Annotated in this window: 37 protein-coding genes; 5 read left to right on the forward strand and 32 right to left on the reverse strand. The window is 71.9% G+C overall.

All coding sequences use genetic code 11. The features are described from left to right. The 29 genes from BJ958_RS27035 to BJ958_RS27175 form a co-directional block, all read right to left on the reverse strand. Positions 1-1,320 carry a phage major capsid protein gene (locus tag BJ958_RS27035; RefSeq protein ID WP_179729839.1) on the reverse strand — a complete coding sequence of 440 codons (1,320 nt, stop codon included), beginning with the start codon at positions 1,318-1,320 and terminating at the stop codon, positions 1-3. Positions 1,321-1,609: 289 nt separating this feature from the next. Next, a complete protein-coding gene (locus tag BJ958_RS27040) occupies positions 1,610-2,221 on the reverse strand; it encodes an HK97 family phage prohead protease (RefSeq protein WP_179729840.1) in 612 nt (203 codons plus the stop codon). Next, entirely contained in the window at positions 2,221-3,471 is a 1,251-nt protein-coding gene (locus BJ958_RS27045; RefSeq protein WP_179729841.1) for a phage portal protein, read from the reverse strand. The genes BJ958_RS27040 and BJ958_RS27045 overlap by 1 nt, the downstream gene beginning before the upstream one ends. After that, positions 3,468-3,743, reverse strand: coding sequence for a DUF6221 family protein (locus BJ958_RS27050; protein ID WP_179729842.1), 276 nt, complete (start codon positions 3,741-3,743; stop codon positions 3,468-3,470). Before BJ958_RS27050 ends, BJ958_RS27045 begins: the two co-directional genes overlap by 4 nt. Then, positions 3,740-5,344 carry a hypothetical protein gene (locus BJ958_RS27055; protein WP_179729843.1) on the reverse strand — a complete coding sequence of 535 codons (1,605 nt, stop codon included), beginning with the start codon at positions 5,342-5,344 and terminating at the stop codon, positions 3,740-3,742. The genes BJ958_RS27050 and BJ958_RS27055 overlap by 4 nt, the downstream gene beginning before the upstream one ends. Next, positions 5,268-5,645: a hypothetical protein gene (locus BJ958_RS27060; protein WP_179729844.1), complete on the reverse strand. Its 378-nt coding sequence runs from the start codon at positions 5,643-5,645 to the stop codon at positions 5,268-5,270. The genes BJ958_RS27055 and BJ958_RS27060 overlap by 77 nt, the downstream gene beginning before the upstream one ends. Before the next feature lie 152 nt (positions 5,646-5,797). Beyond that, complete coding sequence (locus tag BJ958_RS27065) at positions 5,798-5,965, reverse strand: hypothetical protein (RefSeq protein ID WP_179729845.1); 168 nt, start codon at positions 5,963-5,965, stop codon at positions 5,798-5,800. A 20-nt stretch (positions 5,966-5,985) separates the two neighbouring features. After that, positions 5,986-6,285, reverse strand: a complete 300-nt coding sequence (locus BJ958_RS27070) for an HNH endonuclease (protein WP_179729846.1) — start codon at positions 6,283-6,285, stop codon at positions 5,986-5,988. After that, positions 6,285-6,545: a hypothetical protein gene (locus tag BJ958_RS27075; protein WP_179729847.1), complete on the reverse strand. Its 261-nt coding sequence runs from the start codon at positions 6,543-6,545 to the stop codon at positions 6,285-6,287. Before BJ958_RS27075 ends, BJ958_RS27070 begins: the two co-directional genes overlap by 1 nt. 242 nt (positions 6,546-6,787) lie before the next feature. After that, the gene (locus tag BJ958_RS27080; protein WP_179729848.1) at positions 6,788-7,150 is read right to left on the reverse strand and encodes a helix-turn-helix domain-containing protein; all 363 of its coding nucleotides are present in this window, start codon (positions 7,148-7,150) and stop codon (positions 6,788-6,790) included. After that, positions 7,147-7,422, reverse strand: a complete 276-nt coding sequence (locus tag BJ958_RS27085) for a hypothetical protein (protein ID WP_179729849.1) — start codon at positions 7,420-7,422, stop codon at positions 7,147-7,149. Before BJ958_RS27085 ends, BJ958_RS27080 begins: the two co-directional genes overlap by 4 nt. Continuing rightward, positions 7,415-7,957 carry a DNA N-6-adenine-methyltransferase gene (locus BJ958_RS27090; RefSeq protein WP_179729850.1) on the reverse strand — a complete coding sequence of 181 codons (543 nt, stop codon included), beginning with the start codon at positions 7,955-7,957 and terminating at the stop codon, positions 7,415-7,417. Before BJ958_RS27090 ends, BJ958_RS27085 begins: the two co-directional genes overlap by 8 nt. 3 nt (positions 7,958-7,960) lie before the next feature. Next, a complete protein-coding gene (locus BJ958_RS27095) occupies positions 7,961-8,452 on the reverse strand; it encodes an ASCH domain-containing protein (protein WP_179729851.1) in 492 nt (163 codons plus the stop codon). After that, positions 8,449-8,844, reverse strand: a complete 396-nt coding sequence (locus tag BJ958_RS27100; protein WP_179729852.1) for an Lsr2 family DNA-binding protein — start codon at positions 8,842-8,844, stop codon at positions 8,449-8,451. The genes BJ958_RS27095 and BJ958_RS27100 overlap by 4 nt, the downstream gene beginning before the upstream one ends. Then, positions 8,841-10,202, reverse strand: a complete 1,362-nt coding sequence (locus BJ958_RS27105; protein ID WP_179729853.1) for a DNA cytosine methyltransferase — start codon at positions 10,200-10,202, stop codon at positions 8,841-8,843. The genes BJ958_RS27100 and BJ958_RS27105 overlap by 4 nt, the downstream gene beginning before the upstream one ends. Next, the gene (locus BJ958_RS27110) at positions 10,199-10,453 is read right to left on the reverse strand and encodes a hypothetical protein (RefSeq protein WP_179729854.1); all 255 of its coding nucleotides are present in this window, start codon (positions 10,451-10,453) and stop codon (positions 10,199-10,201) included. The genes BJ958_RS27105 and BJ958_RS27110 overlap by 4 nt, the downstream gene beginning before the upstream one ends. After that, positions 10,450-10,977 (reverse strand): RusA family crossover junction endodeoxyribonuclease, encoded by a 528-nt coding sequence (locus tag BJ958_RS27115; RefSeq protein WP_179729855.1) that lies wholly within the window; start codon positions 10,975-10,977, stop codon positions 10,450-10,452. Before BJ958_RS27115 ends, BJ958_RS27110 begins: the two co-directional genes overlap by 4 nt. Continuing rightward, the gene (locus tag BJ958_RS27120) at positions 10,956-11,243 is read right to left on the reverse strand and encodes a hypothetical protein (protein WP_179729856.1); all 288 of its coding nucleotides are present in this window, start codon (positions 11,241-11,243) and stop codon (positions 10,956-10,958) included. Before BJ958_RS27120 ends, BJ958_RS27115 begins: the two co-directional genes overlap by 22 nt. After that, positions 11,243-11,641 carry a hypothetical protein gene (locus BJ958_RS27125; RefSeq protein ID WP_179729857.1) on the reverse strand — a complete coding sequence of 133 codons (399 nt, stop codon included), beginning with the start codon at positions 11,639-11,641 and terminating at the stop codon, positions 11,243-11,245. The genes BJ958_RS27120 and BJ958_RS27125 overlap by 1 nt, the downstream gene beginning before the upstream one ends. Further along, entirely contained in the window at positions 11,641-12,024 is a 384-nt protein-coding gene (locus BJ958_RS27130) for a hypothetical protein (protein WP_179729858.1), read from the reverse strand. The genes BJ958_RS27125 and BJ958_RS27130 overlap by 1 nt, the downstream gene beginning before the upstream one ends. A gap of 16 nt (positions 12,025-12,040) precedes the next feature. Next, positions 12,041-12,358, reverse strand: coding sequence for a hypothetical protein (locus BJ958_RS27135; RefSeq protein WP_179729859.1), 318 nt, complete (start codon positions 12,356-12,358; stop codon positions 12,041-12,043). A 70-nt stretch (positions 12,359-12,428) separates the two neighbouring features. Next, entirely contained in the window at positions 12,429-13,064 is a 636-nt protein-coding gene (locus tag BJ958_RS27140; protein ID WP_179729860.1) for a molecular chaperone DnaJ, read from the reverse strand. Beyond that, positions 13,061-13,486, reverse strand: a complete 426-nt coding sequence (locus BJ958_RS27145) for an AAA family ATPase (protein ID WP_179729861.1) — start codon at positions 13,484-13,486, stop codon at positions 13,061-13,063. Before BJ958_RS27145 ends, BJ958_RS27140 begins: the two co-directional genes overlap by 4 nt. Continuing rightward, positions 13,486-13,905 carry a hypothetical protein gene (locus BJ958_RS27150; protein ID WP_179729862.1) on the reverse strand — a complete coding sequence of 140 codons (420 nt, stop codon included), beginning with the start codon at positions 13,903-13,905 and terminating at the stop codon, positions 13,486-13,488. The genes BJ958_RS27145 and BJ958_RS27150 overlap by 1 nt, the downstream gene beginning before the upstream one ends. Further along, positions 13,902-15,044, reverse strand: a complete 1,143-nt coding sequence (locus BJ958_RS27155; protein WP_179729863.1) for a hypothetical protein — start codon at positions 15,042-15,044, stop codon at positions 13,902-13,904. Before BJ958_RS27155 ends, BJ958_RS27150 begins: the two co-directional genes overlap by 4 nt. Beyond that, positions 15,041-15,193 carry a hypothetical protein gene (locus tag BJ958_RS27160; RefSeq protein WP_179729864.1) on the reverse strand — a complete coding sequence of 51 codons (153 nt, stop codon included), beginning with the start codon at positions 15,191-15,193 and terminating at the stop codon, positions 15,041-15,043. Before BJ958_RS27160 ends, BJ958_RS27155 begins: the two co-directional genes overlap by 4 nt. Next, positions 15,190-16,053, reverse strand: a complete 864-nt coding sequence (locus BJ958_RS27165) for a hypothetical protein (RefSeq protein WP_179729865.1) — start codon at positions 16,051-16,053, stop codon at positions 15,190-15,192. Before BJ958_RS27165 ends, BJ958_RS27160 begins: the two co-directional genes overlap by 4 nt. Further along, positions 16,050-16,301, reverse strand: coding sequence for a hypothetical protein (locus BJ958_RS27170; protein ID WP_179729866.1), 252 nt, complete (start codon positions 16,299-16,301; stop codon positions 16,050-16,052). The genes BJ958_RS27165 and BJ958_RS27170 overlap by 4 nt, the downstream gene beginning before the upstream one ends. After that, positions 16,298-16,537: a helix-turn-helix domain-containing protein gene (locus BJ958_RS27175; protein ID WP_179729867.1), complete on the reverse strand. Its 240-nt coding sequence runs from the start codon at positions 16,535-16,537 to the stop codon at positions 16,298-16,300. Before BJ958_RS27175 ends, BJ958_RS27170 begins: the two co-directional genes overlap by 4 nt. Before the next feature lie 117 nt (positions 16,538-16,654). Here BJ958_RS27175 and BJ958_RS27180 point away from each other — a divergent pair, with 117 nt between their 5' ends. Both BJ958_RS27180 and BJ958_RS27185 read left to right on the forward strand, forming a co-directional pair. Continuing rightward, positions 16,655-16,957, forward strand: a complete 303-nt coding sequence (locus tag BJ958_RS27180; protein ID WP_179729868.1) for a helix-turn-helix domain-containing protein — start codon at positions 16,655-16,657, stop codon at positions 16,955-16,957. Positions 16,958-16,979: 22 nt separating this feature from the next. Continuing rightward, positions 16,980-18,179 carry an acyl-CoA dehydrogenase family protein gene (locus BJ958_RS27185; protein WP_179729869.1) on the forward strand — a complete coding sequence of 400 codons (1,200 nt, stop codon included), beginning with the start codon at positions 16,980-16,982 and terminating at the stop codon, positions 18,177-18,179. Here the strand turns inward: BJ958_RS27185 and BJ958_RS27190 are convergent. Both BJ958_RS27190 and BJ958_RS27195 read right to left on the reverse strand, forming a co-directional pair. Further along, positions 18,145-19,239, reverse strand: a complete 1,095-nt coding sequence (locus BJ958_RS27190; protein ID WP_179729870.1) for a hypothetical protein — start codon at positions 19,237-19,239, stop codon at positions 18,145-18,147. The two genes, BJ958_RS27185 and BJ958_RS27190, sit on opposite strands and share 35 nt — an antisense overlap. Next, a complete protein-coding gene (locus tag BJ958_RS27195; RefSeq protein ID WP_179729871.1) occupies positions 19,215-19,814 on the reverse strand; it encodes a Maf family nucleotide pyrophosphatase in 600 nt (199 codons plus the stop codon). The genes BJ958_RS27190 and BJ958_RS27195 overlap by 25 nt, the downstream gene beginning before the upstream one ends. Positions 19,815-19,890: 76 nt before the next feature. Here BJ958_RS27195 and BJ958_RS27200 point away from each other — a divergent pair, with 76 nt between their 5' ends. Genes BJ958_RS27200 through BJ958_RS27210 form a run of 3 tightly spaced genes read left to right on the forward strand, consistent with a single transcriptional unit; the run spans position 19,891 to position 22,117 of the window. After that, positions 19,891-20,424, forward strand: a complete 534-nt coding sequence (locus BJ958_RS27200) for a sigma-70 family RNA polymerase sigma factor (protein WP_343052817.1) — start codon at positions 19,891-19,893, stop codon at positions 20,422-20,424. Next, a complete protein-coding gene (locus BJ958_RS27205) occupies positions 20,417-21,682 on the forward strand; it encodes a hypothetical protein (RefSeq protein ID WP_179729872.1) in 1,266 nt (421 codons plus the stop codon). Before BJ958_RS27200 ends, BJ958_RS27205 begins: the two co-directional genes overlap by 8 nt. An 18-nt stretch (positions 21,683-21,700) precedes the next feature. After that, entirely contained in the window at positions 21,701-22,117 is a 417-nt protein-coding gene (locus BJ958_RS27210; RefSeq protein WP_179729873.1) for a hypothetical protein, read from the forward strand. Positions 22,118-22,174: 57 nt separating this feature from the next. Here the strand turns inward: BJ958_RS27210 and BJ958_RS27215 are convergent, their stop codons facing one another. Beyond that, positions 22,175-23,470: an HNH endonuclease signature motif containing protein gene (locus BJ958_RS27215; RefSeq protein WP_179729874.1), complete on the reverse strand. Its 1,296-nt coding sequence runs from the start codon at positions 23,468-23,470 to the stop codon at positions 22,175-22,177. Positions 23,471-23,659 lie beyond the last annotated feature (189 nt).

Here is a 23,659-nt window from a genome sequence, read left to right on the forward strand (position 1 = left end):
TCACGCCTCGTTGACGATCTTGGTGAACGCCGAGGGCTTCACCGTGCCGGAGGCCATGTAGCCGCCGTACGCGAGCTCGACACCGAAGACCTTCGGCTCGACGACCGAGAGGAAGCCGAACCGGTCCTCGTACACCTCGGTGCGGGACTTCACGCCGACGATCAGGGTCCCGGCCGGGAAGCTCGGCACGATGATCCGCGGGGTGCGGAGCAGGTTGCCGGCGAACGACTGGACGTCGGAGTCGCCGCCGCCGTTGCCCGCCGTGCTCGCCTTCAGGGCGTCGATGATGACGCCGAGGGTCTCCCACCAGTCGAGGGACGCCCAGATCATGTTGGGCATCCGGCCCGAGCCCTGGTAGGACTTCCGCGCGGCGCCGTACAGCGCCTTCAGGATCTCCTGCAGGGTCGGCTCGCCGGCGAGCGCCGTGGTGAGCTCCTGCTTCTGGGTGACCGCGGTCGCGAACGCGTCGGCCGCGGCGTTCTCGGTCTCGAGGCCGTACTGCTCGATGAAGTCGGTCATCAGCGCGTCCCAGACGCCCGGCGACGTCCAGTCGATGGACTGGCGGGAGACGTTCGCCCAGCCGCCGTAGGTGTCCTTCGTGAAGGGCACGCCGTCGACCTTGAACTGCCGGTTGGCGACCTCGGTCTTCTCCGCGGCCTGCTTGCCGACCTGCACGTGCTGCGTGATGGTCGGGCGCTCGAACGACAGGCCGGGGATGCCGCCGAGGTCGCGGGCGCCGATGGAGCTGATGAACGGCCGAGCGGCGTCGACGTCGCTCATGATCTCGCCGACGATCGTGACCGGCAGCAGGCCGGGGACCTCGGTGGTCGTGTTGTGCGGGGCTGCCGCGCGGACCAGGGCGCCACCCTCGACGGTCAGGCCGTGGGAGCGGAGGCGAGCGGCCGCGGCATCGATCGACCCGCGGTCGAGCTGCTGGCCGGCGCGCTGCGCCTTCGGGCTGGCCTTGTACGCGTCGGCCAGGAACTCGCCCGCGCTGCGGTACTTGTACTCGCGGTCGGTGGCCCGCGCGCCGCCGCCGAGGTTGCCCGCGCCGCCGCGCTCCTCGCCCGGTGCCGGGGGAGCGGTCGGGGTGTACCGGGACGCGGTCTCCTGGTGAGCGCCGCGGAGCTGCTCAAACTCCTCGAGCGGCGCGATCTGCTCGTCGAGCTGCGCGATCCGCTCACGCTGCGCGGTCAGGTTCGACTGCTCGGCGTCGACCAGGTCGCGGCTCTCGGACTCGACCTGCGCCAGCAGGTTGTCGATGAACTCGATGCAGCGGGTGCGCTCCGCGTGGAGCCGAGTGAGGACTGCGTTGGACATCGGGACCCTCCGGGGTACTCGAACGAACGGATGAGGTTCGGTCGGGTGCCTCACGGGTGGTCCCGGGTGGTGCCTCCCACGAGGTGGGGGTCCGGCGCGGGTCCGGCGCGATCAGCGGCGCGGCCTGTTCATGACGAGTCTCCGCAGCGGACGAGAATCGTCAAACCGCCCCACCGTTTCCGCAGGTCAGCGGCGTGTCGGGGTTGACCGCTCAGAAATCGCGAGGACCCCGCCACGCGTCGTGACGGGGTCCTCCCCGGAGCCGATCCCGGGTTCCTGGCGGGGTAGATCAGGTGCCGGAGCGCAGCTGCTCCAGCGTGCGGCGCCACTCCTCGGCGCGGGGGCGCGCGACCGGCCGCTGCTCGCCTCCGCCAGCCCCGTCCGCAGAGCGCACGAGCTTCACCGTGGCGTCCTTGTAGGCCGGCGTCGACACGAGCGAGACCTCGAGCAGGCGCGCCTCGATGCGCCTCATCAGGAACGGCTGGTCAGAGCGGTCGATCCGCTCAGTGCGGATCGGCTGGAAGCCGACCGACAGCCCGGGCAGGAAGCCGTCGCGGGCCTTGCGCGCGGCCTGCTGCGCAAGCTCGTCCTTCGTGTCGACCCGCCACCGGCCGAGCAGCCCGTTGCTGCGCTCGGTCCAGGACTCCGCCGCGCCGATCGGGAACGTGCGGCCGTCGTGGAACAGCAGCAGCGGTAGGGACGACGCGGCCTCGCGGATGCTCTTGGCGAACACCCCGGCGACCATCTCCTCCTCGTACCAACCGACGTTGGTCGCGATGCCGTACGGCACGGCGAGCCCCTCGATCCACGACAGATCCTCGGTGGTGTCGGTCTCGCGGAACTCCAGCTGCGTGAACAGGCGCGACTCCGGCGCCACCAGCTCGGTCATCAGTGCGGACATCAGTCGTTCTCCTCCGGGTCAGTCTGGTCCTGGGCGTCGTCGTTGGGGTCCTTCGCTGGCGGCGGGGGAGCGGCGGGAGCCGGCGCCGTGAGCTCAGCCGCCGCGCCGCCTACCGGCGCGAGCCGCAGCCGGGTGCGGGCCTCGTCCTGCGTCATCAGCGGCTTGTTCCCGGTCGCGGTCGTCAGCGTGTTCACCAGCGACCCGAGGTCGTCGGCCTGTATCGCCTCACGGTCGAACCGCACCACCGACCCACGCGGCAGCCAGTGCTCCGACCAGCGCTGCTCGAACGGCGTGATGATCCGCCCCAGCGTCGTACGCACCAGCGTCAGGAACAGCGGCCCCGGGCTCTTGTACGTGTGCGAGCTCGACGGCGCGCCGAGCCAGTAGCCGTCCAGGTTGAACATGTTCGCGGTGTCCTGCAGGCCGAGCTTCCGTGCCTCGGTGGCCTGCGCGTCGTTTGGCGACCAGCCGAGCGGGATCACCTGCGTGCCGTTGGGGAGGATCGCCGGGCGCCGGCCCGGGCCGCGGAACTTCTTCTCCCACTTGTCGGCGGCCTCGTCGAGGTCGTCCTCGTCGGGGTCCTTCTGCGGGGTGATGACCGCGACCGAGGGGACCTGCCCGCCGGCGGTGTCCTGCCGTTCCCGCTCCTCCTGCAGCGCGATCCGGTCCAAGGTGCCGAGGTAGCGCTCGACGATGCCCATCCCGATCCACGGGGTCATCGGGTTGGCGCCGTTCTGGACGTGCACGACGTCGTCGGGGTTGACCTTGGTCCCGTTCAGCCACCACTGCTGGCGGCCGCGCTCGACGGTGGTGTGCCACTGCTGCGCGGGGAACCACTTCGCGGCGGCCGGCCAGCCGGCGAACGGGCCACCGGAGTACCGGGCGGTCACCAGGTGCGCGGCGTTGCCGTGGAGGAGCCAGTCCTCCCACTGCACGGCGGTGAAGGTCGCGAGGTCGAGGTCCGGGTCGGGCTGCTCGAGGAACCGGGGCCGGGACAGCGGCATGATCCCGGCGTACCGGTCGAGCTGCATCTGCGACCCGAGCCCGCAGATCAGGTCGAGTGCCCGGCCGACGCCGGGGATCCGGCGGGCGGTGGACGCGTCCCAGACCTGCCGGGTCAGGGTCTTCGGGTCCATGAGCGCCGGGTACAGCGCGGTCCCGCCCACGGCGCGCTGCTCGGCGCGGGCCTCGGCGTACGACGCCAGCGCCCGCTGGATCTGGTCGTCTCGGCGGCGGCTCCATCGGCTCATCGGGCCCACTCCTCGCGGTAGTCCTGGTGGTCGGCGTACACCGCGGCGAGCGAGGCCAGGACCGTCGACTCTGCCCACTCGACGATGACCTCGTCGTGCTCGTCGCCGTCGCCGACGACGTGCTTGGGGATCATCGAGCGGCGGGCCTCGATCTCCTCGAGGATCGACCGCTTGGCCTCGCACTCGGCACGGGCACGGCGGCTCCAGTGAGTGCCGATGCTGCCTGCTTCGTCCTCGGCGATCCGCGCCAGCAGGAACTCGGTGATGGTCATCCGATCACGAACCTTCCGTAGGTCTCCTCCGGCTCCGGGGCATGGTCGAAGCCCCAGCCGGCCAACGTCTGCGCACCCAGCGCGCTGATCGACTCACCCGGCCGCGCCCACTGGTGCCGCTGCCAGTCCGCGGCCTTCGCCGCCTCCGTCGCCTCCACCGACACCCGGTGGAACCACGACCCGTCCTCGAGCGCCGTACGGTGCCGCGAGCACGCCGCCGGCAGATCCGCCTGAGACACCCGCGTCACGTGCAGCCCGTCGACGGCGTCCAGCTCGTCCGCGACGTCGCGGGCGGCCTTCGTGTTCGCGACCGCGACCGTCCGGACCGTGCTGGTCGCCGCGATGTGCCGTACCACGCCCGCGATCCACCGCAGCCCCTCACGGACGGTCGGCTCCAGCCTCGACGCCCCATCGCCCTGCGTCACGGGCGTCTGCGGGATCTCCACGCGCATCGGCCCGTCCGGGCCCCGGAACGCCGCCGACAACGCAGCATCCTGGCCGTCCTCGTCGACCCACACCCCGAGCGCGACCGGCGCACCCTCCGGGATCCCCACGGTGTCGTGCTGCCGCGTCCACACCGCTTCGTCGATCGCCAGCCACGCCCCGGACAGGTCCGCCGCCGACCGGTTCCCGTACGCCCGCAGGAACTCCAGCCGGCCGAGCGCCGGGTCGCCCTGCGTCATGGTCGACCACGCCGACCGGATCGCCGCCGGCCGCACCGTGAACCCGTGCGCGCACGGCCGACCCTGCCGCGGCCCCGGGCAGCCCGGCCGGTGGCACACCGCCGGGTGGTTCTCGATGCACGCCTGGACCAGCGCGTCGTCGTCCAGGTCCTTCAGCAGGACCCCGCCGACCCGGTCCGGCAGCGAGTGCTCGTAGTAGAACTTCCCGAGCCGCACACCCCGCTCGACCGCGCGGCGGCCGGCCTTCGTCTCCGCGTTCAGCCAGTACGACCGCTCGGTGCCCTGCGTGGACATCTTCAGCGCCTGCCCCGACGACGTCGCGAACGCCGGCACGTACCCGGCCTCAACGACCCGCTTCTGCTCCTCGCTGAACGCCCACAGCTCGTCGATCAGCACCAGGTGCGGCGTCTCCGAGTGCATCGCGTCCTCGTTGGCCGCGAACGGGATCAGCGTGGAGTTGTTCCGCTTCCAACGGAGCTCCTCGTGCGAGATCGACACCTTCCGCGTCACCTGATCCCGCAGCGGGGACGACAGGATGTCCTCGGTGATGTCCAGCCACCGCCGGCGCGTGATGTCGCCCTTGTGCGCGGCCATGAACATCCGAGCCCGGTCGATCAGCTCGGCGCGGTGCGTGACCAGCGGCGACTGGATCGCGGTCTTCCCCGCGCGCCGCTCCAGCGTCCCCGTGCCGTCGTCGTACGCCCACTCGCCCGGCTCCGGATCCCCAGCCTCCTCCGACTGGACCTCGAGGAACACGTCCACGATCTCCCGCTGATGCGGCATGAACGGCCGACCCACCAGCGCCGACGCCTTCGCCACGATGGGCCCGTACGACGGCCGCTCAGGCGTCCGCGGTGTCGCCCAACGTGGGGGAACCACGAAGGACGAGGAGCGCTGCTCCAGCAGCTCCGCCGTCATCGGCGCCACCTCCCCCCGGCGCGTCCGTCGTCCGCACCGGCAGCGTGTCCAGCAGCTCGAGCAGCTTGTCCGACGCCGTCAGCAGCACCCGCTCGTCGCCACGCCGCGCCGCCTCGTCCACGATCGCCGCCTGCCGATCGGCCACCAGCGCCCGCACCTCGTGCTCCGTCGTCATCCGCTGCGCGTCCCGCGCCTCCTGCAGCGCCTTCCGCAACGCCGACCGGACCGGCCCCGGCCGCCCCGCGCCGATCGCACGAGGAGCCGAGCCCGGCCCGGTCGACGACTCCGCGGCTCCACCCACACCCACCACGGTAGGGACCGAAAAAGTGGAGCGCACGCCAGCGGCGCGTCGCCAGCCGCCGAGGAGAGAGAGATCGGGCGCGAGTGCCGCCGCGTCGTCGCTGGCGCGTGAGCCAAAACGGCCCTCGGGTGAGTGTGCTCGGGGCGCTGGTGTCAAGCGCTGCGGGGTTCGAGCTTGACGTGGTCGCTGTAGATGGTGGCTGCGACGGGGTGGCCGCAGGGCTGGGCGTAGGCGCGGCCTTGGCTGTCGATGGTGATGCCGAGGTCTGTGGGTTGGTGGCACACGGGGCAGGGGTCGATGGTCCGGCCGGGGGTGTCCATGGTCGTGATCCTCTCATCGGTTACCAGCTCCTGCTGGGTGGTGCGGTCCAGGGCTGGGCCTTGCGGCCTTTGTTGCCGGGGCAGGTGCAGCCGGGGTGGTCGCAGCCCTGTTCGGTGCCGGCTCGGGTGAGGTGCGCCAGCTTCCAGTTGGTGGGGGTGTGTTCGAGGTCGGGGTGTGTGCTGACGGGGTGGATGTGGTCGATGGAGCCTGAGTCTTGGGCGACGGGGTGGTGGCAGAGCCAGCAGGTGTTGCCGTCTCGGCGTCGGAGGTAGGCGGTGATGCGGGTGATGGTGCGGCCGGACCAGGAGCGGCGGGTCATCAGGCGCGGTGCTCGCCCTCGTGTCCGGCGGGCAGTCGGCAGGGTTCGAGCGGCGGATAGCCGAAGTCGCTTCCGGGGCCGGTGTCGCCGCAGGGCGTGGTGCTGGCGATGGTGACGTGGAGCTGGCGGCCGCAGGTGGTGCAGGTGGCGGCGGGCATGGTGGGTTCGGTGTCGGGGTGGTCGGGGCAGGCCTGCACTTGGATGGTGCCGGTGATGCTGGTCGGGGTGAGGTCGGGGATGGGCGGCTGGTGGTGGGTCATCGGTGCTCCTGGTCGGTGTGCTCGTGCGCGGTCTGTACTTGGTGCTCTCAACCCGGGGTTGGTCACGGGTCTGTTAGGGGTCTGTCTCTAGTTCCTGTCCGATTCCCGGACGTCTGGATGCCTAGGAATCGGACATCTGGATCCGAAGAATCGGACATCTGGGGCTCTATCCACAGGGGCCAGTGGTCCGAATTTCGGACATCTGGGAGGGCCGTCAGGTGTCCGGTTCTCGCACGTCTGGGTTACCCGGTATCGGCGTCGCAGGTGTACGTGAATCGGACGTCTGGACGGTCCGGGATGGTGAGCCGGTAGCGGGGCGAGCGGTACTGGCGGGCGGCCTCGATCTGGACCATCCATCCGGCCTCGACGAGGGCCTTCAGGGCGCGGTGGAGGGTGTCGCGGGATCGGATGCCGGTGTGCTCGGCGAGGGTGACGGAGTCAACCCACGACACGTCGTCGTCGGCGATCTCGCCGGTTCTGGGGTCTTTGGCGCCGGCGTAGCGGATGTAGGTGAGGGCGACGAGTTTCTCGTTGGGGCGGAGGGCGTTGGGGGCCCAGATCGCGTCGCTGTAGCGGCTGCGGAAGGTCTTCGGTGCGCGGCTCACCGGATCTCCTCCCACTGGGTGCGGATGACGGTGCGGCGGGCGATGCCGACCGGGCCGTGGGTGCCGTGGCCGTGGGTGAGGGCCATGACGTCGGCGGGGCAGGTGGCGCCTTCGAGGTGGATGGTCTGGCCGCGGTCGACGACAGCCCACTCGATGTCGACGAGCCCGGCGTCGCGCAGGAGCTGGATCGCCCATCGGACGGCGCAGACGCACCACTCGCCGCCGTCGCAGGGGGCGTCGGAGAGTGCAGCGGCGATGGGGTCGTCATGCATCGGCGTGCTCCAGTTGGTCGTCGAACAAGCCACCGGCGACGTACCCCGGCGTCCACTGGAGCGGCGGTGTCCAGGTCAGCAGCACCACGCCGAACGGTGGCCGGCTGTTCGGCTCGATCGCCGTGTCCCCGGGCTTCAGGAACCGCCACCGGCCTCGTTGGAACTCGGTGCGGAGCGGGGATCCGGGGCGGTCGCGGAACGGCTCGACCATCTGCTGCCACCAGGACTGCTCGGTGCGGTTGGCCGGTAGGAGCATCGTGATGCCGGACGTCGACGCCCAGCATTCCCACGCCTTCCGGACCCACGGGCCGATGTCGGAGTACGGGGGGTTGCACCAGACGCGTTCGCCGGTCCAGAACCGCCCGCACTTCGTGTTGTGCGCGGCGGCAGCGACGTCGACCGTGAACGGGCCGTGTGTCTCGTCGATGCGGGCGAAGTCGATCGGGTGGGTGGCTCGGTCGTCCACGTCGGCGTCGACGCCGCGGCGGGTGGTCTGCTGGGGGTGGTTCTGGGCCTTGAACCCGCTGAGCGTCACGGTTCAGGCCTCCTCGCGGAGCTGGTCGAGGACGTCCTGGTCGGGGGTCCAGAGGCCTAGCCGCCCCTTGCAGGGGATCGGGTCGATAGGTCGGGGGTCCTCGAGCACGAGGTGGACGACGTCGCGTCGACCGCGGCCGCCGTGCTCGATGTACGACTGCTCGGCCCACGGGGAGTCGCAGCACACCACGGACCGGATGACGGAGCTGCCCCATTCGGCGTCGATCGCGGACTCTGCAAGGTGGACGTCGACGAGCCGGGCAACGCCGATGATCGCGCCGTACGTCAGCTCCTCGCCGAGGTAGTCGCCGACCTGACACCCTCGGGTCTCGGCCAGGATCTCGGGCACGACGTCGCAGCCACGCTGACTGAGCCGGGCGCCGGCGTGGATTGCGAGAGGGCCGCGGTACTTCCACGCCTGGGTGCGGTTCTCGATGGTCTTGCCGCCGTGGACGATCGCCCACGCCCACGGCTGCTGCACGGTGAGGGCCTTCATGGTGTTCCTGCCTTCTGGTTGTAGTGCGCGAGGGTGCGCTGGTGGGCGGCGTACGCGTCGACGACAGCGAGGGGGACACGGCCACGGCGCCCGGGTTCGACCAGCCCCTGCTCGACGGCCCACGCCCGCACGGTGGCGGTGGTGACGCCTAGCTGGGCGAGCCGGAGGTCGACGGGCAGCGGGGGTCGGCGCCGCGGGTCCTGCTCGGTCGCCGTGCGCGTCGCGACGGGTGGGGGAGTCTCGGCCTGGATCTCGGCTTCGGTGGCGGCGAGCAGCGCGCGGAGCCGGGCGGTGGGGGTGCCTTGGCGTGCGGCGTACTCGAGCTCGACGGTGACGCGGTGGCGGAGCGCGTGGAGCTGCTGGAGCCGCGTCCCGGTCCGGACCCCGCTCACGCTGCAACCGCCAGCGTGCGGCCGGTGAGCGCGGCGAGGATGTGCGCGGCGAGGAGCGGGGGGACTGCGTTCCCGACCTGCTCGAACTGCTTGGTGCGCGGGCCCTGCCAGGGGTAGTCCCACGGGAAGGACTGCAAGACGCCGCCTTCGGCGACGGTGATCTTGACGCCGCCTTCGGCGTTCTGGCGGGACACGTCGAGCCGGTAGCCGGGCGGGCTGACGGTGTCTGCGCCGAACGATCCGACGATCGTGGTGGCCGGCCGGGTGCGGATCCACTCCATGGACGAGGAGTTGTTCCCGAACGCCATGGTGGGCGCTGGCTCCGCCAGCGCCCGGACGGCGGCGTTCTGCTGGTTCCCCATCCGCAGCACCCACTGCTCGCCGGCCTTGGAGGTCAGCGTCGGCGCCGGGCGCTCGATCGAGCCCAGCGCGGTGGGGACCACCGTGCCTCCCGGGCCCTTGCTGTTGGTGCGCCGGTCGATCGCCGCCGCCAGCCGCTTCCGGTAGCCCGCGTTGGCGAAGGGCTCAGCGCCTCCGGTCTTCCCGCCGCCGCTGCTGATGGTCGCGGCGGGCTCGTCCTCGAATCCGATCCCGAGCGCGGCGGCCATGCTGACCCACTTCGCGCGGCCGCCGCCGAACAGGTCCCCGTCCTCGGGGTGCTCGGCGTGCGTCGGTGTCGGCGGCGCGACGATCGAGACGCGGGACGCCATGTAGATGGCGCGCTTCCGGGTCTGGGGCACGCCGTAGTCGGCCGCGTTCACCACGCCGGTCCACACCGACCAGCCGCGCTGACGCATCTCGTAGCCGTAGACCTCCCACAGCGGCAGCACGGCGGGGACCTGCTCCATCGCGACCCGCTCGGGGTCGAGGTCGAGGATCCGGCGGGCGGGCTCCAACACCAGCGCAGCGATGAACGCGTCGTCCCGGGCGGCCTTCTCGACCTTCTCCGGGCTCCACCGCTTCTCGGGCTTCCGGGCTTCGTTCTCCTCCGTCCGGGCGGGCAGCGTGTGCTCGCGGTAGATCTCCTCGCGGACCTCGGCGCGGCAGTCGTCGCCCGCGAACATGCGGCGGATGCCGTCCGCGAGGACGCCGAGCGCGGCGCGGCCGGTTCCCTTGCCGGCGGTGGAGAACAGCGTGCAGGGCGGCGAGCTGATGTAGAGCGGGATCTTGCCGCGCCAGGGGCGGGCGTCGTGGGTGGAGACGTCGGCGCGTTCGCGGGCGAATCCGGCGGCGGTGGCGGTGTCGCAGGCGGCCTGGTCCCATTCGATGCCGAGGGTGTCGAGGCCGAGTAGGGCGGCGCCGAGGTCCCAGCCGCCGGGGCCTGCGAAGTCGTCGAGGGCGTCGTACGACGTGGTCATGGTGTGTCCTTCGGGGGTGTGCGGCGGCGGGTCAGGTGCCAGCCAGCGCAGTCGGGGCAGGGGTACGCGCGGATCGGGCGGCCGAGCGTGTGTGAGAGCCGGAGCGCGGCGGAGAACGCGGCGCCGACGTCGGGGAACCGGGTCTTCCCGGTCGGCCCGCAGGTGGCCTTGCCGCGGCGGGACTCTCGGCGACGTCGGGCCGCTGCGGCCTTCTCGTGGCGGCGGGTCGCGCGCCTCGGCTCGGGGTTCACGGCGCCGGGACCTCGATCGGGTAGAGGCGGATCACCACACCCGGATGGCCGAGGACATCCGGCTCCGCCGACGTCGCGTCGACGTACCGCTTCCGCGCGAGCGTGTCCACGACCGCGCAGTCGTCCGGAATCACGTCGCCGTCCTGCAGCGCGTCCAGCACCAACCGGAGCAGCTTGTCGACGTCGCCGGTGTCGTGCCCGACTGGAAAGGCGGCGGTGTACGCCGCCTTGACCTTTCCAGCGTTCCGGCCGGTGCCGTAGTGCGACTTCGGCCGGTCGAGCGTGAAGGTGATGTCTGCGCCGAGGGGCTGGCCCTTCACGGCCTGCTGCCCGGCGGGCCAGCCGCGGCGGGTGCTGTCGGCGATGAACGCGCGCCACCGGGCCTTGGCGCCGGAGTCGTCGGATTCGAGGAGGACGTGGGCCACCCGCCCACGACGGCCGACGCACTTCATCGACCCTTTCGTGAGCGGGTGGCCGGGGATGACGGCTCGGATCTCGTGGGTCAGCACGGCGGCGTGTCCCACGGGCCCGGGGGTGTGCCCCACGGGTCCTTGCCCGGGATCCAGTCCGGGGTGTCACCGGGGGTGTGGTCGTCGAGCGCGTCGGTGAGGGCATCGACCAGACGACCCATGGGGACGTGGCGTCGTCCGACCCATTCCAGGACAGCCCCGGTACCGGCCTCCAGCGTGATGCGGATGCTGGCGGTCTCGTTGGGGTTGATGCCGAGGACTTCGCAGAGTCGGATGCCTTCGTCGGTGTCGGGGCCGATGCCCTCGCCGAGCGCCCCCATCAGACGGTCTCGATCCCGAGTGCCGACCGGGCGTCGTTCGTCAGCCCGTTCGTGACGACGTCCTCCCGGGTCGGCCCGACGTACGCGTCCACGCCGTCCTGGCAACCCCAGCCGGTGTAGTCGTTCCACGCCTCCATCGCGAGCCACCGGCCGTCCGTGAGCCGGGCGAGCACGATCAGCGTCAGCTCGGTCCCGCCGTCCTCACCCGGCGTCCACGGGGCGCCGTGGTAGCTGATCGAGTAGTCGGTGACCTCGGCGATGTCGGCCAGGGTGTGGCCGTCCTCGCCTGCGGACTCCAACGCGTACGCGAGGTCGTCCAGCGGGGCGGGGTAGTCCCAGGTGTGCGCGGGCTGGTCGTCGGGGACCTCGGGCAGGTCCGGGTGGATCTGGCGGCCCATCAGTTCTCGTCCTCCGGGTCGTCGATCGCCCGCTGATCCGGGTCACCGAACGCACCGTCCGACGACACCTCGACGATCCCGAACGGGATCGCCTTCCGGCCCGTACGCCGCTCGACGGCAGCCTCGACCGCCGCGACGATGGACGGGTCCACGTCACCGACGACGCCCACGGGCTCGATCCGGCGGACACGGATGGTGGGGACGTGGTCACCGGTGTCGGAGTTCGTGGTCACCTTCGAGGTGTCGAACCAGATGATCCCGACGCGGAGCTGCTCGTCGATCTCGCCGAGCCCTTCGCGGACGAGGATCGGGGCGAGGGCGTCGACGCCGTTGGTCTGGGGGTCTCCTGGCATGGAGGTGGCGAGCTTCACGGATGCGCTCATGTGGGTGGTGCTCCTTCTAGAACAGCGGCTCGTCGGCCGCGGCGGGTGGGGTGGTGCTCGAGCTGGTGCTGCGTGCCTTCGCCTCGCACGTGGCGTGGTGGGGCATGAACCGGAGGGAGTCGAGCGGTCCCGGCCGGTGGTCTCGGGAGATCACGAACCCGACGAGCCGGCCGCCGCTGATGCGGGCGGCGACGTTGCCCTTGGGGTTGGTGAGGGGGTTGACGGGGAGGGCGCTGCCGGTGTCGAGCCGTACGAAGCGGATGGGGAGGTGGCAGTCGCGGCATTCGTGGAGGGGTGCGGCGTCGCGGAGGACGTCGCGCTGTCGGCGGTTCACCAGGGCTTCCGGTCGAGCCAGAGGACGAGGGCGAGGAGGCCGACGAGCGCGAACGCCGCGCCGATGACGATCACCGCGCCAGCCCCAGCGCTTGCGCGGCCCGCTCGACCTGATCCCACGCCGTGCGGTCCCCGCCATGGCGGTCCGGGTGGGCCGCGCCCCGCGCCCTGCGGTAGGCGCGCTCGTCGATGGGGCCCGGCCCGCCGGACCAGTGGATGAGCACGTTCTCCGCTTCGTGCCGGGGCATCGCCGGCGGTGCGGCGGGCATCGGGGTGCCGCCGCCGATCGCCCTGAAGCCCTGGTACTGCTGGCCGGTCTCCGTCGCGCCGTACCGGTCAACCGCGCGCAGCGCCTCCAGCGTCTTCGCGATCGCCCGGACGTTGTGCTGCCACGCCGGCCCCTGGTCGTAGTACGACGTCGTGAAGGTGTCGCAGCGGTACAGCATCGGGCCGTGCGCGACGGTCTCGAACGCGACGACGACGGCGGGGGTGGCGGCCTGCGCCTTCGCCTTCGGCCGCCCGTCGACCCTCAGGTCACCTTCGCGGAGGTCGACCTCGACGACGATGTCCCGGCCACGGAGGCGACCGACCTCGGCGAGCAGCAACTCCTCGGTCTCAGGCCAGGAGGACGAGAACCGGGTCGGCGTGCGGCGTCCCTCGGGGCGGAGCCAGGTCCGGTCAGACAGCGGGCGGACGGTGTACGTCATCGGTTGGCCGCCTCGGCATACCAACGCTCGATCTCCCCATGCGTCGCGACCGTCCGACCAGCAGCCTTCGCCCGCTCATGACAGGTCTCGCGGCCCGGGTCGAGATCCACGATCGTCGCCTGGGCCCGCCGGTACTCCTGCCGCTGCCACTGCTTCGGCGCCGTGTCGACCAGCCACACCGTGTACGCCGGCGCACCGTCCCGCTTGATCTCCGCGACCAGCGTCCGGACGAGGTAGGCGCGGAGTTCGCGGGCGAGGATCCGGTGCGGGGTGCTGGTCGACCAGTCGACGTGGTCTGTCTCCGCGCCGAGCGCGACGGCGATCGCGTCGACGTCGATGACGACGTCCCCGGTCTCGCGGTGGTCGTTGACGTACGTGCTCTTGCCGGCGCAGGGCGGGCCGGTGACGACGGTCAGCCCCATCACGCACCGCCCTCGTGGTCCTCGATCGCGCACGGGCAGGCAGCGGGCTCGTCAGCGACGTAGTCCCACGACCCGCCGTCGCAGTTGCCGTGCTTCCCGGCCCGGCACTCCGGACACGGCTGCACGACGACCGGGACCTCGGGCACGAGCAGGTCAGCGGGGTCGACGCCCTGCGCGATGAGGTCCTCACGCTCCGAGGCAAACCGGCGGCCCTCCTCGACGAGGTCGGCCTGCTCGGCCCGGTCGGCGCACTCGATGAGCGCGGCCGCGATCCGGCGGGCGTCCTCAGACTTCGTGACGACGTACCCGTCAGGGAGCTGGAGGAGCACGACCTTCCCCATGCGCGGGTCGTCGACGACGTCAACCGTCACGGTCAGGGCGCCGGGCTGGTGCGCGCGCTTCCGCGCCTCGCTGTTCACGCCTCCGCCTCAGCGAGCAGCGCGAGCAGCTTCGCCCGGTCCCCGTTGAACATCCCCAACGTCTCGACCAACGTCGACGCCTCCGCCTTCGTCAGCCCGTTGAACGAGCCGATCTCCCGACCGACCAGCACCGACGTCGTCAGCAGCCGCTCCTCGTCCGACGAAACGCCGAGACCACCGAGGAGGCTGAACAGCATCCGGTGCTGGGCGCGGGTCGACGGCCCGGGCTCCGGGTGCTCGTCGACCACTGGCTCCTCGGCCGGCGGCTCGTCGTACGGCGGGTCCTCGACCAGCACCGCGTCGTGCACGTCCTGGTCGTCGTCGACGGGGGACGCGACGTCTTCCCCGGACACGCCCCCAGCCGCGCCGCCGTCGTCACCCCCCGCCGACGACTCGGCCACCGGAGCCGGTGCGTGGTCATCAGCACCCGGCAACGGCGGACCGTCCTCCACCGACGACGCAGCAGGCGCCGCCGGAGCCTCCACAGCAGCCGGGGGAGCGGCCGCCGTCTTCCGCGCCGCGCGCTTCCGGGTCACCTTCGTGCCCGACGTCGGCGCCGTGTTCCCGTCCTCGTCCTCGACGACCGCACCCTCGAGCTCGTTGAACTCCTCGAGCGACCGGAACCCGTGGATCACGTCCGGGAACACCAGCCGGCACAGCTCGGTCGTCGTACGCGCCTGCAGCATCTGCCGCGGGTAGTTCTTCCACACGCCCTTGCCCGCGACCCCGGCCTGCCGGGCGAGGTCGATGGTCCACTCCAGCGTCGTCCAGTTGTCGGAGTTCGCGCGCCGGGCACGCATCACGCAGCGCGTGCCGGTGGTCTCGACGATCTCCAGCGCGTGGCCCTGCGACAGCACCATGGCGCGCATCGCCTCGGCCGACATGGCCGGCTTCCCCTCGATCACGTGGGTCTGGGTCAGCGCGGTCATCGGCGGCAGGCCGACCTCGCGGCCGTAGAGGATCGCGGCGGCGGTCGCGGTGGCCGAGCCGCGGAGACCGCGCGGGACGAAGTCGGTCGTCGACAGCGCCTTGGCCAGCTCGATGACCGGGGCCAGGACGGGGATCCAGGAGTCGGTGTCCTGGTTGGCGACCTCGCGGGTCGCGGCGGCCGCGGGGACGGCGGGCAGGTTCTCGGTCATCGGGTGGTCCTTCGAGCGGGGTGGATGAGGGTCAGGTGGTCGCCACGCAGGCGACGGTTCTCGGCGGCGAGGTCGGCGTTGCCGGCCACGGCGATCGCGAGGAGGACGGTCAGCACGAGCACGCAGAGCGCGAGGGCGAGGACGATCACGGCTGCTCCGCCTCACCGATTAGCGGCTCCGGACCGCGCTTCCGGTACCACCAGTCGTGGTCCTGCTGCCACCGCATCGACATCCGCAGGTACGCGAGGTACTTCAGCTCCCGCAGCCCGCCGAGCGTGACCGGCAGCATCCGCGCCGAGTCCGGCCCGATGTGCGCGACGTACATCAGCTCGGCGCGCGGCTTGTCGGTGGTCTCCGACTCCGGCCCGTCCGGCTGCCACAGGTCGGCGAAGTCGTACCCGGTCAGCTGGAGACCGGTCTTGTTCTGCACGCTGTTCCCGGTCTTCACGTCGATGTACGCGAACGCGTTGTCCCGCACACCGATCCGTGCCGCGAGGTCAGCGGTACCGGCCCACGCCGCCGACCCGATCCCGAGCGCGGCCGCGCGCTCCGGGGTCATCGCGACCGGGAACTCCGTCGCCACCGGCTCGACCTGCCAGTCGTCGAGCAGCCGGGCGTAGGCCTCGACAGGGCCGCGGATCTCGTCCGGCACGTCGGGCGCCTCGCCCCACGCGAGGGCCTCGCCCATCTTGTGGATCTTCGTGCCGCGCTCGGCGGCCTCGTTCATGTACCGGTCGGGCGCACCCTTCAGGTACTCGTACCGGTCGAGCGCCGGCATCTCGGCGACCTGGTCCCACTCGTTGAGGACGATCTTCGCTGCGACGTCGGCACCCCACGACGGCGGCGGGCCGGGCAGGGCGGACAGGATGGTGGTGACGCCGGGGACCTTGTGGGGGTCGGTGCTGGTGTAGCGGCGGCAGTCGCAGTCCAGCAGGTACGAGTGACTGGTCTTCCCGTTGATGAGCCAGTCCTTGCGGGTGAGCCGCGGCCTGGTCTTCGTCGCGGTCACCGGGTCACCCCGCGGGCCACCGTCGTCGAGTACCGGAACGACGGCGCCGCATCCGGATCGATGAACAGCCGACGCTTCGGCCGATACGTCGCCGACCGCGCCGTGTGCTTGGTCTGGGCGGCGATCGGCGCCGCGTGCTTCGGCCGGTGATGCACCGCCAGCACGCCACACGCGGCAGCCGGCGCGACCGGGCAGACGGTGCCGTCCTCGAGGTGACGGAACGGCGGAGGGGTGGAGCCCTTGCTCATGCCGTCGCCCCCTCGGTGGTGGCGATGCCGGCGGTCAGCTGGTCGATCGAGACGTGCAGCTCGGCGGCGACGGCGGCCAGCTCGTTGACGTCGAACGGGATCGCACCCCGCAGTCGCTTCGAGAGGCCGGTCTGGCTGAGGCCGACCTTGGCGGCCAGCTCTGTCTGGGAGACGTCCTGGCGGGCCATCTCGGCCCGGACGTTCGCCCCCGTGAGGGCGGTGGGTGTCTTGGTCATGGGGCCATGTTTTAGTGCGCTACGCACTAGTGCGTCAAGCACTACAACGGTGTGATTCGAGAAAGTTTTGCCCAGATCTGCTGGCGTCGTATGCGCTCAGTGACTACATTGCAGGTCATGAGCACTGCACCCTTCCCCGCTCCAGGGTCCGAGCGGATCCGCTTCGCGGACGAGATCCGCGTGCTGATGACGCGCCGGCGCCTCACCCAGGGGGACCTCGCGACGGTCCTCGGCGTCGGTCAGAGCGAGATCAGCAAGCGCCTGCGCGGCACGGTCCCGTTCCGCTTCGACGAGATCGTCGAGCTCGCGCGCTACTTCGACGTGTCGATCGGCTCGCTGTTCGGCGAGGACTCGACCCGCCGTCCGGATGGTCCTGACGGCGGCGGGCAGGCGGCCTCTCGCGGGGTTAACAAACGTTAACCTCGTGGCCTACGATGGGGGCATGACCCAGTTCGAGCTGTCGCGTGAGCACGAGGAGTTCCGTCGTACCGTCCGGGACTTCGCCGAGGCCACCATCCGCCCCCATGTGGCGGAGTGGGACAAGGCGCACCACTTCCCGACCGACGTCGTCCAGAAGATGGGTGAGCTGGGGCTGTTCGGCCTCACCGCGCCCGAGGAGTACGGCGGCGCCGGCCTCGACGCGTCCGACGGCCCGTTCACCTCGCTGTGCCTGGCGATCGAGGAGCTCGGCCGGATCGACCAGTCCCTGGGCGTGACCCTGGAGGCGGGCGTCGGCCTCGGCATCAACCCGATCCTGACCTACGGCACCGACGAGCAGAAGAAGACCTGGCTGCCCGACCTGGTCGCCGGCCGGCGGCTCGCCGGCTTCGGGCTCACCGAGCCCGGCGCGGGCTCCGACGCAGGCGCCACCAAGACCCGGGCCGAGCTCGACAACGGCGAGTGGGTGATCAACGGCGGCAAGCAGTTCATCACCAACTCCGGCTCCGACATCACCAGCCTGGTCACCGTCACCGCCCGCACCGGCGTCTCCGAGTCCGGCAAGCCCGAGATCTCCGCGATCATCGTGCCGTCCGGTACGCCGGGCTTCGTCGCCGAGCCGCCGTACGACAAGCTCGGCTGGCACATCTCCGACACCCACCCGCTCTCGTTCACCGACTGCCGGGTGCCCGAGCAGAACCTGGTCGGCGAGCGGGGCCGCGGCTACGCGCAGTTCCTCGCCATCCTCGACGACGGCCGCGTCGCCATCGCTGCGCTCGCCGTCGGCCTGATCCAGGCCTGCGTCGACCTGTGCGTCGAGTACTCCCTCGACCGCCACACCATGGGCGGCCCGATCGGGCGCAAGCAGGGGGTCGCCTTCCAGATCGCCGACCTCGAGGTCATGCTGCACGCCTCGCGGATGCTGACCTACCGCGCGGCCGCGATGAAGGACGCGATGGAGGGCGGCCGGGGCCCGTCGATGAAGGAGTTCAAGCAGGCCGCGTCGGTCGCGAAGCTCTACGCGAGCGAGTCCGCCGTCACCGCGACCCGGATCGCCACCCAGGTCTTCGGCGGCTACGGCTTCATGGAGGAGTACCCGGTCGCGCGGTTCTACCGCGACGCCAAGATCCTCGAGATCGGCGAGGGCACGTCCGAGGTGCAGCGGATGCTCATCGCCCGCGGTCTCGGCCTGCCCGTCGAGTGAGCAGCACCGCGACGAGCACCACCAGCGCGCCGGCTCCGATCCAGATCGGGGCCGGCGCGCTGTCGTCGTCGGGGGCGTCGGCAGGCTCGGCGGATGGCTCGGGGGCGGCGTCCGCGCGGCCGGTGTAGTCGGGTACGCCGTCGGCGGGGACGCCGTCGACCGCGAGGGTCACGCTGACCGTCGCCGGCGCGGCCTCGGGCGGCAGCCCGACGAGCACGTAGTGCTCGCCGGCGAGCGAGGCCCCCGCCCGGGTCGGGTCGAACGAGTTGCGGTGGAGGTAGGACGTCACGTGGCTCTGCGCCCAGCCCGGGCCGCTCGCCGCGACGTCCTCGCCGAGCAGCGGACCGAGGACGGTCACGCTGGCCGCGGCACTGCCGTCCACCTGGGCGCGCAGGTCCTGGTCCCAGTCGACCGGGACGGCCAGCACCGCCTGACGACCGGGCCGGAGCGCGACCTCGTGGCTGCCCGGCCCGACGACGGGGGCGTCGTCGGGCGTCGTACCGGCGAGGACCGGCTGCGGTGACGGAGCCGGCTCCACCGGCTGCCAGGTCGGCTCCGCGGGCTCGGGCAGCAGGTCGTACGCGTACGTCGACAGCGGCGGCTCCTCCTCGACCACCAGCGTCGCGGCGCGTCCCCGGTCGACCGGGTCGCTCGGCAGGCCGACGGTCACGTACAGCTCCGCGGCGGTGCCGCACGGGTGGTCCGGCTGGTCGGTCCAGGTCGACGCGGTCGTGGTGAGCAGGGGAGCCGGTTCGCCGCGGGTGGGACGGAACACGGCGCCGCTGCCGCAGCCGGTGTCCGCCGGCGTCGTGCCGATGGTGAGGCGGACACCCTCGCCGACCGAGTCGCCGGCACCGACGTACCAGAGCCCCACGTGGAAGGTGCTGCCGGTCGCTGTGCGGTGCAGCCGGAACGTGGTCGGAGCGTCGGTCGGCAGGGTGATCGGCTGGCTGCCCGACGCCAGGGTCGGGACGTCGGCGTGCGCGTCCGGCGGGAGGAGGACCGGCAGCGCCAGCAGGACGGCGAGCAGGCCGCTCAGCGCGCCCAGAGGTCGGTCCACGAGTGCCCGAGCTCCCGGACCAGCCCGCGCAGCAGCGGCAGGCTGACCCCGACGACGTTGTGGTGGTCGCCCTCGATGCTGGTGACGAATCCGCCGCCGAGGCCGTCGACGGTGAACGCGCCGGCGACGTGCAACGGCTCGCCGGTCGCGACGTACGCCGCGATCTCGTCGTCGGTCAGGTCGGCGAAGTGGACCTTCGTCGAGGCGGTCGCGGCGACCTGGTGGCCGGTCGCGCGGTCGTGGAGGCAGTGGCCGGTGTGCAGCACCCCGGACCGACCGCGCATCGACTGCCAGCGCCGCGTGGCGTCGGCGGCGTCGTCGGGCTTGCCGAGGGCGAGCCCGTCGAGCTCGAGCACGGAGTCGCAGCCGAGGACCAGCCCGTCGGCGGGCACGTCGTCACGCCCGGCCACCGCAGCGCACTTGAGCTCGGCCAGGCGCAGCGCCAGCTCCGCGGGCGGAACGTCGGTGACCTGCGACTCGTCGACGCCGGAGACGATCACCTGCGGGTCGAGACCGGCGCTGCGCAGGGTCGCCAGGCGTGCGGGGGAGGCAGAGGCGAGCACGAAGGTCGGCACGTCGTCACCCTAACGAGGTCCGGTGACGCAACCTTTTCGGGACGTCGTGAGTCGTGATCGGTGACAGGCTGACGACGTGGACTCGGGAGGTGCCGTGGACGGTGGGGCCGACGACCCGGTCCGGCGGTGCTTCGACGCGTCGTACCGGCGGCTGGTGGGGCAGATGTACGGCGTGTGCGGGAGCCTCGCCGAGGCCGAGGAGGTCGTGGCCGAGGCGTTCGCTCGGGCGGTGGCGTCCAGGCGCACCTTCGAACGGGTCGAGCAACCGGAGGCCTGGCTGCGCACGGTGGCCGTCAACGTCGCCCGCACGCGCCGCCGTCGCAGCGTCCTCGGCCAGCGCCTGACCCATGGCCGTGCCGAGCAGCCGGTCGCCCGTGACGCCGAGCTGTCCGAGGAGCGGCTGGTGCTGGTGGCCGCGCTCCGGACGCTGCCGGCGTCGCAGCGCGAGGCGCTCGCTCTGCACTACCTGGCCGACCTCCCCGTCGCGGAGGTCGCGGCCACCCTCGGTGTCGCCGTCGGCACGGTCAAGGCGCGGCTCAGCCGTGGCCGGACCGCACTCGCAGCAGCACTCGACGACGCCGCCCTCGTGAACGGAGGACCCCGTGGCTGACCCCGACCGGTTCCTGGCCGATGACCCGGGGGTCGTCGCCCGCAGTGCGCAGGAGGCCGCCGTGGTGCCCGACTTCGCTGACGTCGTACGACGGGGGCGGGCGCGCCGCGCCCGCCGACAGGCCGGTGCACTCGGCGCCGCGGTCCTCGCCGTCGTCGGCATCGTCGCGTCCGTGCAGCTGCTCGGGCCGGGCGGCGAGGCGCCGTCCCCGGCGCCGCCCGTCGTCTCCCCGAGCGTGCCCGATGACATCCCGACCAGTGCCCCGAGCGACGTGGCGGTCGACCTGGCCGGGACGGTGGACGCCGCGGACGCGGTGCTCATCGACATCGCCACCACGCCCGGGACGCCGGACCAGCGGATCACGTTGTGGAACGGCGGCGACGAGCAGCACTGGGTGCTCGCGACCACGGCCGACGGCTTCGCGCACCGCCGGCTGAGCGAGGTGTCGGCCGGCACGACCGCCACACCGATCGGCGGCGGTCGATTCGTGTTGCGCGACGGGTGGGAGGGGCGCGATCTCTCGATCATCGACGTCGCCGGCGGCAGGCCCACGCCGGTCACGATCGCCCGGACGAAAGCGCCGGTCGCCGACGACGAGGTCCCGGTCGTTCTCCTCGACGGCGTATCGACGACGCTCGCGGCCGTGGCTCCCGACGGGAGTGGCCACGAGGTCGCGACGCCGGCGGGGGCGGAGGCACTGGCGGCCCACGCCGGCCGGCTGACCGCGGTCACCAGCCACGACGGGGCGGTCACCTACCACTGGTCCGACGACGGCGGGGCGAGCTGGCAGCAGACCGAGCTGACCGGCAGCTTCCTGGCCTGGATCGCGACGGCCGGGGCGGGTTCTCCCCACGCCGTCCTCGAGGGCGGTGACGGTGCGACCCTCTTCCCGCTCCTCGCCGTCGACGCCGCGCCCGCAGCCGATCCGACCGCCTGGACCCGCGACGAGGTCGAGCGCGGCGTCGAGTGGCCGACCATCTCCGGAGCCTGGATCGACAGGGACGGAAACCTCCGGGTGCTCGCGTCGATCAACAGGCAGGGCGTCCGCATGCCCGTCGACGGGGGCGTGTGGCGGGTGACCGACGGCCGGCTCACGAAGGTCGCGAGCGGCGACACCGGGATCGCCGAAAAGGCCGAAGACGGCCTCCTCGCGATCGAGGACGACGGTGGCCCGGTGCTGTGGATCGCCTCACGCGACAGATCGGTCTCGCGCTCGACCGACGACGGCGTCACCTGGGAGCGCTTCGCGGCGCGCTGAGCATGGCAGGGTGCAGCCATGTCGAGGACGAAGGTGGCGGTCGTGTCGTCGGCGGTGACGACCATGGTCGTGCTCGTGGTGGTGACCTTGGCCTGGGGCGGGCTCAAGCTGCTCGACGGCATCGGCCGGCAGGACCTGTGGAAGGGCTGCCGGACCGACCCGACGCTCTCGGGCCTGCAGGGGTACTGCGTCGTCGTCAGCCGCTACCCGGCCACGCCCGTCCAGTCCGAGCGGACGTACCTCGAGATCACGGCCGTCCACGACGGCGCCGTGAACGACTACCGATTCGTCGCCGGCTACCCGTTCCTCGCCGCCAATGCCGGGACCGCGCTCGTCGTCGACTGGGCGGCTGTCGACAAGCGGATCGTGGTCACAGATCCGCGGACCGGGAGCACCGTCACCTACACCGCGGAGCAGTACGCCGGCGGACGCTGATCTGGCATGCCACCGGCCCCGCGGACGTGGAGTCCTGCGGGGTGTGGGGCGGGGTCGCTACTCGTCGGGCGGGTGCACCGGGTGGGTGCCGCGGTGGTCGACCCGGAATCGGAACCCGCTCGGACTGGTCCACACGTAGGTCGCCGGCATCGGGGTCTCGTAGCGCCAGGCTGAGTGTGTCTTGGCGCGGTGGTGCCGTCGACACAGGGGGACGAGGTTGCAGGGGCAGGTCGGCCCGCCCCGGTCGTGGGGCTGGTGGTGGTCGATGTCGCACCGGGTCGCGGGGCGGGTGCAGTGGGGGAAGCGGCAGGTGTGGTCCCGCAGCGCTACGCGGGTCTTGTGTCGGTCGGGGATCTCGTAGGCGGTGACGGGGAGGTGGTCGGCGAGGTCGATGACCGGGCGCACGATGATCGTGGTGTTCTTCGAACGCAGCCACTCGCGGATCTGGGCGGTGGTGATGGGGCAGCGGCCTTCGTCCCACCGCCCGACCGGGTTCACGAACGGGTGGTCACCGGTGAGGCTGGTGTCGGTGACGTGCACGTTGAGGACCACCTTGCGGCCGGGGACGGTCGCCACGACCTCCCCGGTGTCGGGGTCCGGGACCAGCAGGTCCAGGGCCAGGTCCTGGCGGGCGAGCTCGGCAGCGGCCTTGGACCGCCGCACGTCCAACGAGCTCTCGTCACCCAACCGACCGAGCACCTCGGCCCGACGGGCGACGGCTTGGTCGAGGTCGTGGCCGTCGGCGGCATCCAGGAGTCCGTCGAGGTGCACGAGTCCGTGCTCGTCGACGTCACTGATGTCGAAGTGCCGGTGGTCGGCAGCCTTCTGGCGGTCGGCTTCCGCCTTGTCGGGGTCGAACCGCAGCACGGCTTCCGCAACGAGGCGTTCGAGCTGGGCCCACCCGATGCCGGAGGCGTTCCACAGCTGCCGGTCCACGAACCCCGCCGCCTCACCCGACAGGCCACGGGTGAGGTCCGCGATCCGTTCGGCCCGCCACGGCGCCAACCGCCCCGCCACCACCGCCTCGTAGACGTTGGGCAGCCGCCACGCGCACTCGATCACCCGTCCGACGTAGGCCTTGCCACCGTCGGGGGTGCGGCCGAGGACCGCGACGAGCTCCATCAACGCGAACTCGCTGACCAGCGGGGCGCCGTCACCGGCGATGGGGACGCCGGTGTCGAGGTAGCCCTCGGTGATCGTCGCGGCACCTTCGGGCCCGGTCACGATGTGGTCGCCGGCCCACTCGACGATCGCTTGCCATTCCTCGACGAGGAGCTGGTTGCGGGCCTGGATCCCGGCGCTCAACCGTGACAGCACGGGGGCTGTCGAACGGGGGCGGGTTCCGAGATCCATGACAGGATTCTCCCATCCACGTCCGACACAACCCAGCGCCGGAAACCCGCCTGTGGACAGGGGAAACTCCATTCGGAGGGTGTGCAGAACAGACGTCACCAGGCATCACGAAAGTGACCTCGGGACCGCAGCGCGACCGCGGAACCCGACCACCTCCCACTGTCCTCGTCACTGCCCTTTCGGAACCCG

Origin of the sequence: Nocardioides kongjuensis (assembly GCF_013409625.1) — a bacterium.
Classification (GTDB): domain Bacteria; phylum Actinomycetota; class Actinomycetes; order Propionibacteriales; family Nocardioidaceae; genus Nocardioides; species Nocardioides kongjuensis.

What these genes read in the sequence shown, in the direction of transcription:
- BJ958_RS27050 (WP_179729842.1), bottom strand. Translation starts at nt 3,743, where the DNA reads ATGACCATCACCGAGTTCCTGCTGGCGCGGATCGCCGAGGACGAAGCA.
- BJ958_RS27075 (WP_179729847.1), bottom strand. Translation starts at nt 6,545, where the DNA reads ATGACCCACCACCAGCCGCCCATCCCCGACCTCACCCCGACCAGCATC.
- BJ958_RS27095 (WP_179729851.1), bottom strand. Translation starts at nt 8,452, where the DNA reads ATGAAGGCCCTCACCGTGCAGCAGCCGTGGGCGTGGGCGATCGTCCAC.
- BJ958_RS27175 (WP_179729867.1), bottom strand. Translation starts at nt 16,537, where the DNA reads ATGACCAAGACACCCACCGCCCTCACGGGGGCGAACGTCCGGGCCGAG.
- BJ958_RS27215 (WP_179729874.1), bottom strand. Translation starts at nt 23,470, where the DNA reads ATGGATCTCGGAACCCGCCCCCGTTCGACAGCCCCCGTGCTGTCACGG.
- BJ958_RS27085 (WP_179729849.1), bottom strand. Translation starts at nt 7,422, where the DNA reads ATGCATGACGACCCCATCGCCGCTGCACTCTCCGACGCCCCCTGCGAC.
- BJ958_RS27125 (WP_179729857.1), bottom strand. Translation starts at nt 11,641, where the DNA reads ATGGGCCGCCAGATCCACCCGGACCTGCCCGAGGTCCCCGACGACCAG.
- BJ958_RS27145 (WP_179729861.1), bottom strand. Translation starts at nt 13,486, where the DNA reads ATGGGGCTGACCGTCGTCACCGGCCCGCCCTGCGCCGGCAAGAGCACG.
- BJ958_RS27040 (WP_179729840.1), bottom strand. Translation starts at nt 2,221, where the DNA reads ATGTCCGCACTGATGACCGAGCTGGTGGCGCCGGAGTCGCGCCTGTTC.
- BJ958_RS27055 (WP_179729843.1), bottom strand. Translation starts at nt 5,344, where the DNA reads ATGACGGCGGAGCTGCTGGAGCAGCGCTCCTCGTCCTTCGTGGTTCCC.
- BJ958_RS27065 (WP_179729845.1), bottom strand. Translation starts at nt 5,965, where the DNA reads ATGGACACCCCCGGCCGGACCATCGACCCCTGCCCCGTGTGCCACCAA.
- BJ958_RS27140 (WP_179729860.1), bottom strand. Translation starts at nt 13,064, where the DNA reads ATGACGTACACCGTCCGCCCGCTGTCTGACCGGACCTGGCTCCGCCCC.
- BJ958_RS27130 (WP_179729858.1), bottom strand. Translation starts at nt 12,024, where the DNA reads ATGAGCGCATCCGTGAAGCTCGCCACCTCCATGCCAGGAGACCCCCAG.
- BJ958_RS27170 (WP_179729866.1), bottom strand. Translation starts at nt 16,301, where the DNA reads ATGAGCAAGGGCTCCACCCCTCCGCCGTTCCGTCACCTCGAGGACGGC.
- BJ958_RS27070 (WP_179729846.1), bottom strand. Translation starts at nt 6,285, where the DNA reads ATGACCCGCCGCTCCTGGTCCGGCCGCACCATCACCCGCATCACCGCC.
- BJ958_RS27105 (WP_179729853.1), bottom strand. Translation starts at nt 10,202, where the DNA reads ATGACCACGTCGTACGACGCCCTCGACGACTTCGCAGGCCCCGGCGGC.
- BJ958_RS27210 (WP_179729873.1), top strand. Translation starts at nt 21,701, where the DNA reads ATGTCGAGGACGAAGGTGGCGGTCGTGTCGTCGGCGGTGACGACCATG.
- BJ958_RS27120 (WP_179729856.1), bottom strand. Translation starts at nt 11,243, where the DNA reads ATGGGGGCGCTCGGCGAGGGCATCGGCCCCGACACCGACGAAGGCATC.
- BJ958_RS27045 (WP_179729841.1), bottom strand. Translation starts at nt 3,471, where the DNA reads ATGAGCCGATGGAGCCGCCGCCGAGACGACCAGATCCAGCGGGCGCTG.
- BJ958_RS27155 (WP_179729863.1), bottom strand. Translation starts at nt 15,044, where the DNA reads ATGACCGAGAACCTGCCCGCCGTCCCCGCGGCCGCCGCGACCCGCGAG.
- BJ958_RS27035 (WP_179729839.1), bottom strand. Translation starts at nt 1,320, where the DNA reads ATGTCCAACGCAGTCCTCACTCGGCTCCACGCGGAGCGCACCCGCTGC.
- BJ958_RS27185 (WP_179729869.1), top strand. Translation starts at nt 16,980, where the DNA reads ATGACCCAGTTCGAGCTGTCGCGTGAGCACGAGGAGTTCCGTCGTACC.
- BJ958_RS27180 (WP_179729868.1), top strand. Translation starts at nt 16,655, where the DNA reads ATGAGCACTGCACCCTTCCCCGCTCCAGGGTCCGAGCGGATCCGCTTC.